We start from the raw sequence: 13,427 nt of genomic DNA on the forward strand, positions 1-13,427 counted from the left end.
GACCATGCAGTTGAAGGTCCCCGCTTCCACGAACGCGGACGAGACGATGATGTTGCGCATCGTCGAGGCGGGCGCGACCGACAAGGCCAAGTCGTCCTCCGGTACGGCCGCGGACGGGAGCGGTCCCGGCCGGCCGCGCCGGCGCAGGGCCCCCCGGGCCTCCCCCTTGTCCCGTCTCTCCGCCGCGGCCCCGGGGCCGGCGCGACTCGCCGCCCGCGTCGTGTCCGAAGCCCGCCGCCTGCGGCCCTGTTACCCGCACGCCGACCGCACCGGCTGGCGCCGCTGGGCGCCCTCGTCGCGGCAGTGGCTCGGTGCCGTGCTGACGGTCACCGGCCTGAGCGTCGTCCTGCTGGGCTCCGCCTACGCCGCCACCGACATCCCGGAGAACCTCAACTCGTACGCCACCCAGCAGGACAACGTCTACTTCTGGTCCGACGGGACGCCCATGGCCCGCACCGGCTGGGTGCGGCGGCAGGCGATGCCGCTGAAGGACATACCCGAGGACGTCCGCGGCGCGGTGCTGGCGGCGGAGAACGCGAGCTTCTACAGCGACCCCGGCATATCCCTCAGCGGCCTCGGCCGCGCCCTGTGGCGCACCGTCGGCGAGGGAGAGACCCAGGGCGGCTCCACGATCACCCAGCAGTACGTCAAGAACGTCTACCTCAACCAGGACCGCTCCGTCGGCCGCAAGTTCACCGAGGCGATGCTCGCCCTCAAGCTCGACAACGAGATGAGCAAGGACGACATCCTCGAGGGCTACCTCAACACGAGCTGGTTCGGCCGCGGCACCTACGGCATCCAGCGTGCCGCCCAGGCCTACTACGGCAAGGACGTCGGCGAACTCGACGCCGGCGAGGCCGCCTTCCTCGCCTCCCTCCTCAAGGGCGCCTCGCTCTACGACCCCTCCGTGAGCCAGGCCAACCACGCCCGGGCGGTGGAGCGCTGGTCCTGGATCCTCGACCGCATGGTCGACACCGGCGCCCTGTCGAAGTCCGAGCGGGCCCGGTACAAGGAGTTCCCCGAGCCGCTGAAGCGGACGCCCGGTTACGACACCGGCAAGCAGAGCGACTACCTCGTGGAACTGGCCGCCCAGTACGCCAAGAAGGCGTCGCACCTGACGGCCAGGGAGTTCGACCTGGGCGGCTACCAGATCTACACGACCTTCGACCGCAAGCAGGAGACCGCGCTCACCGACGCCGTGGACAAGGCCCGCGAGCGGGCGCGCAAGGACGAACCGGCCAAGGCGAAGGCCCTGCACTTCGGCGCCTCCTCGGTGGCCGCCGACGGGCGCATCCTCGCCGTCCACGGCGGCCCCGACCACCGTAAGCAGGGTTACAACGAGTCGAACGCGACCACTGTGCCCGCCGGTTCGGCCTTCCTGCCGTTCGTCTACGCCGCGGCCCTGGAGAACGGCGTGCACCGGACCCGTGACGGCGCCGCCACCGAGGTCACCCCGCAGACGCTGTACGACGGGGACGACGGCATCGCCGTGCGGACACCCGAGGGCCCCTACTGGGACCGTGGCGGCAAACAGGTCACTTCCCGCAACGACGGCGGGAAGTCCTACGGGCGCATCAGTCTGAGCCGGGCGCTCGCCCTGTCGGTCAACACGCCGTTCATGCAGCTCGGCATGGACACCGGCCTGGACAGGGTGCGGGACACCGCCCAGCGGGCGGGCCTGCTCTCCTCCAGCTTCGGACCGCAGGTGCCCGCCCTGTCCCTGGGCAGTGCCACGCCCAGCGCCATCCGCATGGCGAGCGGCTACGCCACCTTCGCCGCCGCCGGAAAGCACGTCGAGCCGTACTCGGTGGCCCGGATCACCCGCAACGGCTCCGAGGTCCCGTTGACGAAGCCCGTGGCCCGCCGTGCGGTGAAGGCGAGCGTGGCCGAGGCGGTCCAGTCCGCCCTCACGGACGCCTTCCGCACCGCCCGCCCGGGTGCGGTCACGACCGCCACGGTGGCCGGGAAGGCCGGCACCACGCAGAACGACACCGCCGCCTGGTACGTCGGCACGGCCAACTCCGTGTCGACGGCGGTGGTCGCCTACCGCATCGACCTCACCAAGAGCCTCGAACCCCTGCCGCTGGACGGGATCGCGGGCTCTCCCGGCGACAGCGTCCCGTACCGCATCTGGTCCGGTGCCCGCGGTATCGGCTGATCCCCGAGCCCGGCCCCGCTCCGTCCCCCCGCCACACCCCCCTCGCAGAATGAGCCGCGCATGAAATCGCCGTCCGGCCGCCGCCGTCGACCCCGCGCACCCCGCCGCACCGTGCCCCCGGGGGTGCTGACCCTGGCGGCCCTCCTCGTCGTCGCGTCCCTGGTGGCGGGCTACATGGTGCTGACCCGCTCGGACACCACCACCCCGACCGCCTCCTCCGGGGCCGGCAAGGGGGCTGCCGCGAAGCCGGACCAGGAGCTCCCGTGGGACGGCAGGACGAAGGTCCTCGGGGACGGTTCCACCTCCTACACCGGCCCGCAGCGGGGGCAGCTGAAGCCGGTGCCGCTCAAACCGGGCGAGAAGCCGCCTCAGTTCGTGGTCTTCTCCTGGGACGGCGCGCTGCAGGGCGACGACGGGCTCTTCTCGCACTACCGGGAGCTGGCCGAGGAGTACGACGCCCACATGACCTTCTTCCTCACGGGCATCTACCTCCTGCCCAAGAGCAAGAAGAACCTCTACACGCCGCCCCAGCACGCGAAGGGCTCGGCGGCGATCAGCTTCGCCACCGACGAGCACATCCGCACCACACTGGAGCAGCTCGGCAAGGCCTGGCAGGACGGAAACGAGATCGGCACCCACTTCAACGGCCACTTCTGCGGCAAGAAGGGCGGCGGTGACTGGAGCGTCGCGGAGTGGAAGAGCGAGATCGACCAGTTCTACGGCTTCGTGGAGAAGTGGAAGACCAACACCGGCCTCAAGGGCCTCGGCCCGCTGCCGTTCGACATCAGGAAGGAGGTCACGGGCGGCCGCGCGCCCTGTCTGGAGGGCCAGAAGAACCTGCTGACGGCCGCCAAGGACTACAAGTGGCGCTACGACGCCAGCTCCGCGGGCGACTTCCAGATATGGCCCTCCAAGAAGAACGGCATCTGGGACTTCCCGTTGCAGATGCTCCCCTACGAGGGCGGCAAGTACCAGGGCCTCTCGATGGACTTCAACTTCCTCTACAACCAGTCCGAGGGCGAGACCGAGGGCGACCCGGCGAACTACCCCGAGTGGGAAGAGCAGACCGTCGCCTCCTACATGGCCGGCTTCAACCGCGTGTACTACGGCAGCCGGGCCCCGCTGTTCGTCGGCAACCACTTCGAGGACTGGAACGGCGGCATCTACATGCGGGCCGTCGACCGGGTCATCAAGGACGTGTGCACCAAGAAGGGCGTCAAGTGCGTGTCCTTCAGGGAACTGGCCGACTGGCTCGACGTGCAGAAGCCCGGGACCCTGCAGCGACTGCGCGGCCTGGACCCGGCACAGTCGCCCGACTGGTCGACGGTCGTGAAGTGATCAGGTCCGAAAGTAACCGGCGCAACACCCTTCACAGCAGCCACACGCTCCATGCAAAGATCTCCTACCCCGGTCATCCTTCGGCCGGGGCAAGAGGGGAAACACCAGTGAAATCAAGGAAACTGAGCGGGACGCGCCGTCGCGTCACGATACTCGGGGCGGCGGCGACCTCGGTCGTCGCCGGCGTCGCCCTGCTGCCCAACTGGAGCGCAGGCGCGGCGGTCAGCGACGATCCGACGGTGGACGCGCGGACCAAGGCCACCTTCCAGCGGCTGGCCGATGCGGTCTTCACCGACCGCACCAACGCCCTGGTCGACGGCGGGCGGACCGACGCCGGCAAGCCGCTGACCGACGGCTTCTCCGGCGACGTCACGCTGTCCTCGGGCACGGCACGCACCGAGGACGCCACCCTGTCCGCGCTGGGGCAGCGCAAGGAGCGGCTGGCGAAGGCCGGCGAGACGTACGGCAAGGCCAGCACCACCGTCACCCTGAACGCCACGCGGGTGACGGGACGTACGGCCAAGGCCGATGTCACCGAGACCACGACCCTGACCTACGCGGGGGCCCGTGGCGACGGGCCGAAGACCACCGGATTCCAGGCCCGGCACGAACTGACCTTCAAGGCCGACCGGCAGGGCGACTGGCGGCTCACCGGCATCCGCGACACCGACCAGGGCGGTCTCGCGGTGAACACGCTCTCCAAGCCGGCCCCGGTCAAGGCGACCACCGCCGCCGACAACACCACGCCGAACGCCCCGCGAGCGGCGACCACCCGCAACCCGGCTCCCGCCCCGAAGAGCGGCACGACGTACGACTACAAGGCCATGGCGGCCTACGCAGAGAAGTACTGGAACGTCTACAACAAGGACTACCCGGACTTCAGCGGGCACGGCGCGGGCGGCGACTGCACCAACTTCGTCAGCCAGTCGCTGAAGGCGGGCGGCTGGAAGCACGCTCCCGGCTACGTGTACGACTACACCAAGTGGTTCGGCAACGCGGACATCCAGTCGGACTCCTTCGTCGGCGTCAACGAGTGGTCCTGGTTCGCCCAGAACTCCAAGCGGACCCAGCCGCTCGCCAACGTCTTCCAGCTCGAGGTCGGTGACGTCCTCCAGATGGACTTCGACCGGGACGGGTCCAAGGACCACACGATGATCGTCACGTACAAGAGCGGCGGTGTGCCGTACGTGACCTACCACTCCAACAACACCCTCCGCAGGTCGGTGGCGAGCCTCGTCGCGTCGTATCCGAACGCGTACTACTACGCCTACCGCACCTGAGCACGGGCGGGGGCCGGGCTCAGTGTCCGGCCCCTCGCTCTTCGCGGATCTCGCCGACCACGCGGGCGACGGACCGGCGGACCGCTTCCGTCTCCGTGAGGAAGTGCCAGTAGTCGGGGTGGCGGCCCTCGAGACCGGCGACGGCACGGTCCAGGCGGGACACGGCGTCGTCCAGGGGGCGGGCGTGGCGCGGGTCGGGGGTGTTGCGGCCGGCCATGGCGAGGCGCTGGGCGTCGCGGATGGCGAAACGGGTGCGGTCGATCTCCTGCTGGGGGTCCTTCTGCACGGCGTTCAGGCGGTGCAGCCGGTCGCCGGCGGCGGAGACGGCCTCGTCGGTGCCGTTCAGCAGCGCCCGTACGGTCGACAGCAGGGCCGTCGCGTCGGCCCAGCGCTGTTCCCCGCGGGCGGCGCGTGCCTCGGCCAGTCTGGCCTCGGCCTGGCGGACGTTCTCCGCGGCGGCGTCGGGTACGTGCTGCAGATCCTGCCAGCAGGCCGCGGTGAAGCGGCGGCGCAGTTCGCTGAGGGTCGGTTCGACCTGCTCGGAGCGGGTGGTGAGGGCCTGGGCGCGGGTGCGCAGGGAGACGAGGCGGTGGTCGATCTCGGCAGCCCGCTCCGGCAGCCGCTCGGCCTCCACGCGGACCGCCTCGGCCTCTCGTGTGACCCGCGCGGCCCGTTCCAGGGTCTGCGGGACGCCGTGCTGTCCGGCGCCCTGGTTCAGCTTGGTCAGCTCGGGCGAGAGGGCGGCGAGCCGGGCGGCCAGATCGTCCGCCTTGAGCCCGGAGGCGCGTACGGAATCGAGGGCGTCGGAGGCGGCGAGCAGGGCCTGGCGGGCCCGTTCGACCGCGGGGGCGAGACGGGCCAGCTGGGTCTCGGCCTTGCCGAGGAGGGGCCCGAGACCGTCGGTGAAGCGGTCCAGCTCCTGTTTGACCCGGCCGAGTTCCTCCTTGGCCGCGGTCAGCTCGGTCCGGGCGCGGGCGGCGGCGGAGGCCTCCAGGTCGTCGCGGTCGAGGTCGTGGGCGTCGACGGCGTTGATGTAGCGGTGGCTGACCTCGTCGATGCGGTGGCCGAGCGCGTCGAAGTCGGCCACGGCGCGGCGGGCGGCGGGCGAGTCGTCGACGGCGGTGATCGTCTCGATCGAGATGCGCAGGTCGCGCTGGGCGGTGTCGAGCTCGTAGAACGCCGCGGCGGCGGCGTCCTTCGCCGCCTGGGCCTCGGCCCGCTGGTTCTCGGCGCGGCCGCCGAACCAGCGCCGGGTGCCCCCGCCCGCGAAGGCGGCGGGCAGCGCCAGCGCGGCCACCAGCGGCAACCACATCAGGGTGAGCGCGTCCCGGAGCGGGCGGCCCGGCGTGCGGGGGGCGGTGCGACGCGGGCGGTGTGCGCGCGGCACCGACGGCGAGTCCGGCTGTCCTGGTGTCGCCGTCACATCCCTCTCCCGTGCTGTGGTCCACCCTGCCCGGTGTCATTCTCCCACCGGTTAGGGACGAACACACGGCCCGGTCAGTTCGCCGTTCGCACCGTCACTTTGCCGTCGCCGGTCCGGGCGGACAGCACATGGGCGCTGCTCTCGTCGCGGGGTACGGACACGTCCACCCCGCCGTCGCCGGTCTTGGTGGTCACGCGGTAGCCGGCCCGGGGCACCGCGATGGTCACGGAGCCGTCGCCGCTGCGGGACTCCACGCGGTCCGGCACGACGCCGAGTTCGAGGCGGACCGAGCCGTCACCGGTGCGGGTGCGCACGTCACGGGAGGAGACGTCCGCCCGGATGGATCCGTCGCCGGTGCGCATCCGCAGGGGACCGGTGGTCTCGCTGACCCGGATCGAACCGTCGTCGGTGCGCAGCTCGACGGGGCCGGTGGCGTCCCGCACGCGGACGGAGCCGTCGCCGGTGCGGATGTGCAGGGGGTCGCGGAAGCCGCGGGCCCGCACGCTGCCGTCGCCGACCCCGACCTTCACGGTGATCCCGCGCGGCACCTCGATGCGGTGCTTGGCGGAGCAGTCGACGACGACGCCGGAGCACTTCAGCCGCAGCACCAGCCGGTCGTCCCGCAGGGACCAGGTGGCCCTGGGGGTCTTGCCGATGGCGACCGAGCCCTGGAACCAGCGGGTGACCCCGACCTTGCCCGACGGATTCCCGTCGGCGGCGACGATGTCCAGGGCGGAGTCGTCGGAGTCGACGGTGAGGGTGTGGCCCTGGAGGCCGAAGGACCGGTGGTCGGGGTCCTTGTCGTCCCCGGCGGACGCCCCGCAGGCGCTGAGCCCGGCGGCGAGCACGACGGCGGCACCGGCGAGGGCGGTGGCGCGGGCGGCGGCGGTGCGAGTGGTCATGACGGTCTCCCCCTGGACGGACGACGGGCGCGTCGGGGCGCTCCACGACCGTATGGGCCGGGGGCCCGCAGGGGGATCCGGGCCACTCCCGGATCGGGGGTGGGGTTAACCCCAGGCATTGGGACCCGCCGCGGCCCCGCGATACGGGTTTGCGGGACCGTGCCCCGGGCAATGTAGGCTGTCGACTCGTCCTGGGCGTGGCCCGGGATACGGGTGCGTAGCTCAGGGGTAGAGCGCCTGCCTTACAAGCAGGATGTCGGCGGTTCGAAACCGTCCGCGCCCACAGCACGGAGTTCTGCGGCAGAGGCCCTCCAGGGATGTCCCCGGGGGGCCTTTCCCGTGCCACGCCCCGGCGGCGGGGATCAGTAGTTCGCGTTGGCGAGGAGTTCGCCGTCCTTGTCGTACACGGTGACGAGGCCGTTCTTCGACTCGTAGCAGGAGGTGAACGCCGAGGCGATGAGCTTGCCCTCGCCCTGGTGGGGGCCCATCAGGCCGCCGCTGAAGTCGGTGAACACCTCCGCCGCGTCCAGGATGTCGTTGCGCTTGTCCGCGCCGGTCACCTTCGTGACGTGTTCGACCGCGGCCTTCTCGGTGTCCGTGCCGTTCTCGGCGACGCAGTCCCGGAACTGCTCGGCCTGGGACTTCCCGTCGGCCGGCCCGGCCTTCTCGGGGCTGTCCTTCCCCGGTTTGCCGTCGGCGGCGACGGCCTTGTCCTTGTTCGAGGTGTCGCCGCTGCCGTCACCTCCGCCGCCCGTGGCGACGGCGGCGATGAGGAAGAGGGCGAGGATGCCCGCGCAGCCCAGGCCCGCGATCTTGCCCGCGCCGCGCTTCTTCGGCGGTTGGGGCGCCGGGGCGCCGTGGAAGGGCTGCTGCGGGTGGGGCTGGGTGGGCTGCTGTGGGTACTGCCGGCTCATGGGTCCCCCTCGGGATCATTCGTGTCGTGAGTACGACCCACCGGGGGAGCCACGCGGTTGTAGAAGGCTGAACGAGTTCACCTGATGGAGGTACGGGCGGTCGCACAGCCGCAGGCGGACCGCACGCGCGTCCGCCCCGGGTCGACGACGGCTCCGGGCCCTTCTCTACGATGAGCTCGTGAACAGCCCCCGCGAGCGCACGTGCCGACCCGCCCTGAGGCGGTGCCAGGTGCTGTGCGTGCTGGGGCTGTTGGCGGGGCTGCTGGGGATGCACGGGCTGGCGCCCGGGGGCGGTCTGCCCGGGCCGTCGCACGTGCGGCAGGCTGATGCGCTCCCGTCCCACACGCCTCGGACCCACACGCCCGGCGCCCACATGCCCCGGACCGAGCTCATGCGCTGCGGGCACTGCGCCGGTGGGCACGTCCAGCACGCCGACACGACCTGTGCGTCGGGTGCCGTGGGCGGGGGGCCGGTGCTGCCCCCGCTGGTCCCCGACCCGGTCCCCGTGGGCGTGGGGGAGAGCTCCGTACGGGCGTACGCGGTCGTGGATACGGATGATGCCCGCGCCCCGCCTTCCCTGGCCGAACTACAGCTTCTGCGGATCTAGACACCACGCGTCACGCCGGCCGGTACCGACCGGTGGCGGCGTGATGCCTCCGTCGTGTCCGCGATCCTCAGTTCCTCGCAGAAGCAGGAGTTCACGCATGAGCAACACCATTCGGACCCTCGCGCGCCGCGCCGCCCTGGTGGTGGCGACGGGTGCCGCGGCCGTCGTTCTCGCCGCCTGTGGCGGTGACGGTGCCGACCGTGCGGCCGGCGGTGCCGGGCACGGCGACGCCGGAAGCCACAGCCCGGCCGGGACCCCGTCGTCCGCCGGATCCCACAACGCCCAGGACGTCGCCTTCGCGCAGGGCATGATCCCGCATCACCGGCAGGCGCTGGAGATGGCGCGGCTGGCCGGTGACCGGGCCTCCTCGGACACGGTCAAGGACCTCGCGGGGCGGATCGAGAAGGCGCAGGATCCGGAGATCCGGACCATGACCGGCTGGCTGAAGACCTGGGGCGAGGACGTCCCCGGGGCCTCCGGCGGCGGTATGGACCACTCCGGGTCCGGCCACTCCGGTATGCCCGGCATGATGGGCGCCGAGGACATGGCCGCGCTGGAGAAGCTCACGGGCAAGGCCTTCGACGTGCAGTTCCTGACCCTGATGGTCGAGCACCACGAAGGGGCCGTGGAGATGGCCCGGACCGAGCAGAGCGAGGGCCGCTACGGCCGGGCCAAGAGCATGGCCGACGACATCGTCACCGCTCAGAAGGCCGAGATCGGTGAGATGAACAAGCTCCTCGGCAAGAGCGGGAGCAAGAGCCAGGGCTAGTGCGGGAGCGGGGGCATGAGCTGAGCTGACAGCCGGGCCCCGTCACGAGGCTCCGCCGGTCTCCTCCGGCGGAGCCTCGTGCGCGTGCTTCAGCTCCGAGCGGGCCGCGACCCGCTCGGAGCCCGTCAGCTCGGACCAGTAGCGGTGGGTGCTGACGAACACCGCGAGCTCGTGCTCCCGCCGGCGGAGCTTCTCCACCTCGGCCTGTTCGTCCGCGCTCCAGCCGGGGGAGGCGGGCCGTTCCACCTTGCGCCAGCCGTTGTCGTCGCTGAAGCCGTCCAGTGGCTCCACCGACCACGGGAGCCGCTTCAGCAGGGCCGACAGCTCGGCCCGGACCTGATGGAGTTCCTCCTGACCGGCCAGGAGGTCACTCGGAAAGTCATAGGTCGTAGCCACGACCCAATGATACGCCTGTTCGAATTTAGCAGGCGAGTTCCTTCCTGGGGTTCACGCGAACGTGTGCAGCTCACCCACCACGCGGGCCGCCACCGGAGCCGGAATCCCGTGCCGCTCGGCCGCGCGCAGCAACGCGCCGCCGATGGCGTCCAGTTCGAGGCGGCGGCCGGCCTCGGCGTCGCGCTGCATCGAGGACTTCATGGACGGCGGGAAGGCGTCGTACCGGGCGAGCGCCCGGGCCGGGTCCGCCGGGCCGCCGCACGCGCGGCTGATCGCGGCCGTCTCCTCCACCAGGGCGGTCAGCTCGTCGCGGTGGCGGGTGCGGACCTCGCCGAGGGGGAGGCCGTAGCGCGTGGTGAGCAGGGCGAAGGGCGCCAGGAACGACATCTTCGCCCACAGGGCCGCCGTCTCGTCCTCCAGGACGCCGGTGGCCGGACCGGCCGCGGTGAAGGTCTCGGCGAGGGCGGCCAGGCGGGGCCGGGGCACGCCCGTGCCGGTCAGATCCACCTCCGCGAAGGGGCTGCCGTGTTCGACGACGCCCGGAGCGACACGGGTCGACTCGACGCGGATCACTGCGGGGGCCACCCGGTCGGGCCGGTAGCGGGCGCGCAGGGCCGCCGGGTGTTCGACGCCGTTCAGGAACGGCACGAGGAGGCCGTCGGACAGCACTGGCGCGGGGACCCGGCCCAGGGCGGCGTCCAGGGCCGTGTGCTTGACGGTGACCAGGCACGCGTCGACCGGCTCCCGCAGCTCGGTGTCGGCCTCGACGCGGGCCGTGAAGTCGCCGAAGCGGGCGCTGCGTACCCGGATGCCGTCGGTGCGCAGGATCTCGGCGGTCTTCTCGCCGGACAGGCAGATCACACGGTGGCCGGTGCGGGAGAGCAGGGCGGCGAGCAGACCGCCCACGCCGCCGGGGCCAAGAACGGCCACGGTGAGTTCGTTCGTCACGAGGAGTTCCTCTCGTCGGTCGGCCCCGGGATGGTGGCCGCCTCGCTGCGATCATGGCAGGTCGCCCTGTCGTAGGAGGGCCGAAAGGGTGAGACTGAGGGCATGTGCCGGAGTATCAAGACGCTGCGCCCGCCCGCGATGCCCGAAGAGGCCACCGAGGCGGATGTGCGCGCTGCCGCCCTGCAGTACGTGCGGAAGGTCTCGGGTTTCCGCGCCCCCGCCGCTCACAACCAGGAGGTGTTCGACCGCGCCGTCGAGACGATCGCGCAGGCCACGGCCGAGTTGCTGGACGGCCTGGAGGTCCGCGGGGCCGGGGCGCGGAAGGCGAGCCGGCCGGTCCCGGGGGCGGGAGGTTGAGCCGGCCGGTCCCGGGGGCGGGAGGTTGAGCCGCCCGGTCCCGGGGGCGGCCGGCGAGCCGCCCGGACTCGGGGCGCGGGAGGCGAGGTGGCCGGACGCGTGCCCCGGAGGTGAGGTGGCCGGAGGCGTGCCCGGGAGGTGAGCTCGTCGGGCCCTGCGCCTCAGACCGCCGGTTCGGGCTGCGGTTCCGGGCGTGGCGCCGGGACGGAGTTCGCCTCCCACAGCCTGGTGGTCCGCCGGTAGCCGTGGACCACCGAGGCCATCGCCAGCAGGAGCAGGGGCGCGAAGAGCCACGGGTACGCGGCCATCTCCAGCGGCAGGAAACGGTAGGTGGCGAGCAGCACGGCGAAGACGACCGTCCCGTAGCCGACCAGCCGGAGACCGGCCCGGTCCCAGCCGCGGTCGTACGTGCGCAGCGCCGTCTCCACCGTGTACGCGAACACCACGCCGGCTATGAGGTCCACGCCGTAGTGCCAGCCGAATCCCAGCGTGGCGGCGAGGGTGGCGATCAGCCAGAAGGTGCCGGCGAGACGCAGCGCGCGCGGTCCCCGGCGGGAGTGGATGAAGATCGTGGTGGCCCACGCCGTGTGCAGGCTGGGCATGCAGTTGCGCGGGGTGATCCCGTCGAACGGCACGGCGTACGGGGTGGTGACCGGCGGCAGCGTGTCGGGCCACAGGTCGGCCACCGCCCAGTGCCCGCCCTCGGGGCCGTAGGCGAACATCGGCCCGACCACGGGGTAGATCATGTAGACGGCCGGCCCGAGCACGCCGATCAGCAGGAAGGTGCGCACCAGGTGGTGCCGCGGGAAGCGCTGCTCGGCCGCCACGTTGCGCAGCTGGTACAGCGCCACACACACCGCGGCCACCGCGAGCTGGGCGTAGACGTAGTCGAGGGCGTGCTCGCCGACCGGGCCGCTCGCCCTGAGGAGCCGGCCCGCCAGCCACGACGGGTTGCCCAGCGCGTGATCGGCCATGGCGATGTACGGGTCGAGTACGAGCGGCCGGGTCTTCGACGTGATCAGCAGCCAGGTGTCCCCGGTCTTGCGGCCGGTCACCAGCAGCAGGCCCAGCCCCACGCCCTTCAGCAGCAGGACGCGTTCCGGGCCCGTGCGACGGATGAGGGCGATGACCCCGAGGCCCAGGATCACCCACAGCGCGCCGTTGCCGAACGGGTGGCCCTCGTCGGGGTAGGTGCCGGTCGCCCAGCGGACCAGCAGGAACACGAGATCGATGCCGATCGCGGTGCCGAGGGCGACGAGCCGTTGCCGCCAGGTGAGCACCACCATCGTCAGAGCGAGGCTGGCGTACAGCAGGAACCCGGACTTGGGGGCGTAGACCACCTCGCGTGCCTGCGCGGTGATCGGTCCCGGCATGCCGAAGTGGTGGGCGGTGATCTGGAGGGCGACGAGGAACCCGAGAGTGATCACGCCCGCCGCGGCCCACAGCATCGCCCGTGGGTGCCGCCTCGCGGCGGAGGTGATCCGTTCCGTTCGGGAGGCTTCCCGCGACGCCGTCGTCGTCAATGTCTCAGCCGCTTCCAGGTCGTGGTGGTCGGGGGTGGGTGAGCCGGAGCCCGGACTACGACGTCCGCGGTTCCCGCCGCATCAGATACGCCGCCCCTGCCCCGGCGCCGAACAGCGCCCCCACCGACACCGCCGTCGCCAGCCAGGTCGCCCCCAGCCAGTGGGCGCCGAAGTAGCCGAGGGCGACGCTGTAAACGGCCCAGGTGAAGCCGGCCAGCGCCGACCAGGGCAGGAAGTCACGGGCGCGGCGGTGGGCGGCGCCCGCGCCGAGGGAGACCACCGAGCGGCCCGCGGGAGCGAATCGGGCGACGACGACGAGGGCGCCCCCGCCCCGGGCGAGGGCCGCGCCGAGACGTTCCTGGGCGCTGGTCAGCCGCCGGGAGCGGGAGATCGCCCGGTCCAGGCGGGCGCCGCCGCGCCAGGCGAGACGGTAGGCGGCCAGGTCACCCAGGACGGAGGCGGTGGCCGCGCAGAGGGTCAGGGCGAGGATGTCGGGCACGTCGGTCGCGGTGCCCGCTGCCGCCGCCGTGGCCGCCGTGATCACCAGGACACCGCTGGGCAGCACCGGCAGGAACACGTCGAGCAGGACGGACAAGGCCACCACCGCGTAGATCCACGGGCTGCCGATCGGCAACCCCACTTGCTCCAGCACCGCGACTCCCCGTGAATCCCCCGTGGGCCAGACCGTGCCGCGATGGCGCGGGGGGAGCGGCAGGAGTGGCCATGACAGCCATAGAGCGTACGCCTGGGGTGTGACGGGCGGTTCACGGGGGGCTCATACGTTCGGTGCGGACTGTTCACCTCGCCTCGGC

General features: G+C 72.1%; 13 protein-coding genes and 1 tRNA gene. 7 read left to right on the forward strand and 7 right to left on the reverse strand.

Annotation, left to right across the window (positions count from 1 at the left end):
* The first annotated feature begins 4 nt into the window (after positions 1-4).
* From ABTX60_RS32685 to ABTX60_RS32695, 3 genes are all read left to right on the forward strand, one after another.
* Positions 5-2,158 (forward strand): transglycosylase domain-containing protein, encoded by a 2,154-nt coding sequence (locus tag ABTX60_RS32685; RefSeq protein WP_352100678.1) that lies wholly within the window; start codon positions 5-7, stop codon positions 2,156-2,158.
* A 60-nt stretch (positions 2,159-2,218) separates the two neighbouring features.
* Positions 2,219-3,496: a polysaccharide deacetylase family protein gene (locus tag ABTX60_RS32690; protein WP_352100623.1), complete on the forward strand. Its 1,278-nt coding sequence runs from the start codon at positions 2,219-2,221 to the stop codon at positions 3,494-3,496.
* Between the two features lie 107 nt (positions 3,497-3,603).
* Positions 3,604-4,776 (forward strand): amidase domain-containing protein, encoded by a 1,173-nt coding sequence (locus ABTX60_RS32695; RefSeq protein WP_352100624.1) that lies wholly within the window; start codon positions 3,604-3,606, stop codon positions 4,774-4,776.
* A gap of 19 nt (positions 4,777-4,795) precedes the next feature.
* Here ABTX60_RS32695 and ABTX60_RS32700 read toward each other — a convergent pair whose 3' ends face one another.
* On the reverse strand, positions 4,796-6,199 hold the full coding sequence (locus ABTX60_RS32700) for a hypothetical protein (protein ID WP_352100625.1): 1,404 nt from the start codon (positions 6,197-6,199) through the stop codon (positions 4,796-4,798).
* Positions 6,200-6,273: 74 nt separating this feature from the next.
* On the reverse strand, positions 6,274-7,101 hold the full coding sequence (locus tag ABTX60_RS32705; RefSeq protein ID WP_352100626.1) for a DUF4097 family beta strand repeat-containing protein: 828 nt from the start codon (positions 7,099-7,101) through the stop codon (positions 6,274-6,276).
* Between the two features lie 211 nt (positions 7,102-7,312).
* Here ABTX60_RS32705 and ABTX60_RS32710 point away from each other — a divergent pair.
* Positions 7,313-7,384: transfer RNA gene (locus tag ABTX60_RS32710), tRNA-Val, on the forward strand.
* Between the two features lie 79 nt (positions 7,385-7,463).
* Here the strand turns inward: ABTX60_RS32710 and ABTX60_RS32715 are convergent.
* Positions 7,464-8,015: a hypothetical protein gene (locus ABTX60_RS32715; protein ID WP_352100627.1), complete on the reverse strand. Its 552-nt coding sequence runs from the start codon at positions 8,013-8,015 to the stop codon at positions 7,464-7,466.
* A 178-nt stretch (positions 8,016-8,193) separates the two neighbouring features.
* Between ABTX60_RS32715 and ABTX60_RS32720 the strand changes: the two genes are divergently transcribed.
* Both ABTX60_RS32720 and ABTX60_RS32725 read left to right on the forward strand, forming a co-directional pair.
* Positions 8,194-8,622 carry a DUF6153 family protein gene (locus tag ABTX60_RS32720; RefSeq protein WP_352100628.1) on the forward strand — a complete coding sequence of 143 codons (429 nt, stop codon included), beginning with the start codon at positions 8,194-8,196 and terminating at the stop codon, positions 8,620-8,622.
* 97 nt (positions 8,623-8,719) lie between these two features.
* On the forward strand, positions 8,720-9,391 hold the full coding sequence (locus tag ABTX60_RS32725; RefSeq protein WP_352100629.1) for a DUF305 domain-containing protein: 672 nt from the start codon (positions 8,720-8,722) through the stop codon (positions 9,389-9,391).
* Positions 9,392-9,433: 42 nt separating this feature from the next.
* Here ABTX60_RS32725 and ABTX60_RS32730 read toward each other — a convergent pair whose 3' ends face one another.
* Both ABTX60_RS32730 and ABTX60_RS32735 read right to left on the reverse strand, forming a co-directional pair.
* Positions 9,434-9,787 carry a DUF8825 domain-containing protein gene (locus ABTX60_RS32730; RefSeq protein WP_352100630.1) on the reverse strand — a complete coding sequence of 118 codons (354 nt, stop codon included), beginning with the start codon at positions 9,785-9,787 and terminating at the stop codon, positions 9,434-9,436.
* 51 nt (positions 9,788-9,838) lie between these two features.
* Entirely contained in the window at positions 9,839-10,735 is an 897-nt protein-coding gene (locus tag ABTX60_RS32735) for a ketopantoate reductase family protein (RefSeq protein WP_352100631.1), read from the reverse strand.
* A 102-nt stretch (positions 10,736-10,837) separates the two neighbouring features.
* On the opposite strand from ABTX60_RS32735, the gene ABTX60_RS32740 reads away from it, so the two are divergent.
* A complete protein-coding gene (locus tag ABTX60_RS32740) occupies positions 10,838-11,092 on the forward strand; it encodes a DUF2277 domain-containing protein (protein WP_352100632.1) in 255 nt (84 codons plus the stop codon).
* Between the two features lie 161 nt (positions 11,093-11,253).
* Here the strand turns inward: ABTX60_RS32740 and ABTX60_RS32745 are convergent, their stop codons facing one another.
* Together ABTX60_RS32745 and ABTX60_RS32750 are read right to left on the reverse strand one after the other, a co-directional pair.
* Entirely contained in the window at positions 11,254-12,540 is a 1,287-nt protein-coding gene (locus ABTX60_RS32745) for a phosphatase PAP2 family protein (protein ID WP_352100633.1), read from the reverse strand.
* 130 nt (positions 12,541-12,670) lie between these two features.
* On the reverse strand, positions 12,671-13,267 hold the full coding sequence (locus tag ABTX60_RS32750; RefSeq protein WP_352100634.1) for a DedA family protein: 597 nt from the start codon (positions 13,265-13,267) through the stop codon (positions 12,671-12,673).
* Between the last annotated feature and the right edge of the window lie 160 nt (positions 13,268-13,427).

Origin of the sequence: Streptomyces sp. NPDC126510 (assembly GCF_040302345.1) — a bacterium.
Taxonomy (GTDB): Bacteria; Actinomycetota; Actinomycetes; order Streptomycetales; family Streptomycetaceae; genus Streptomyces.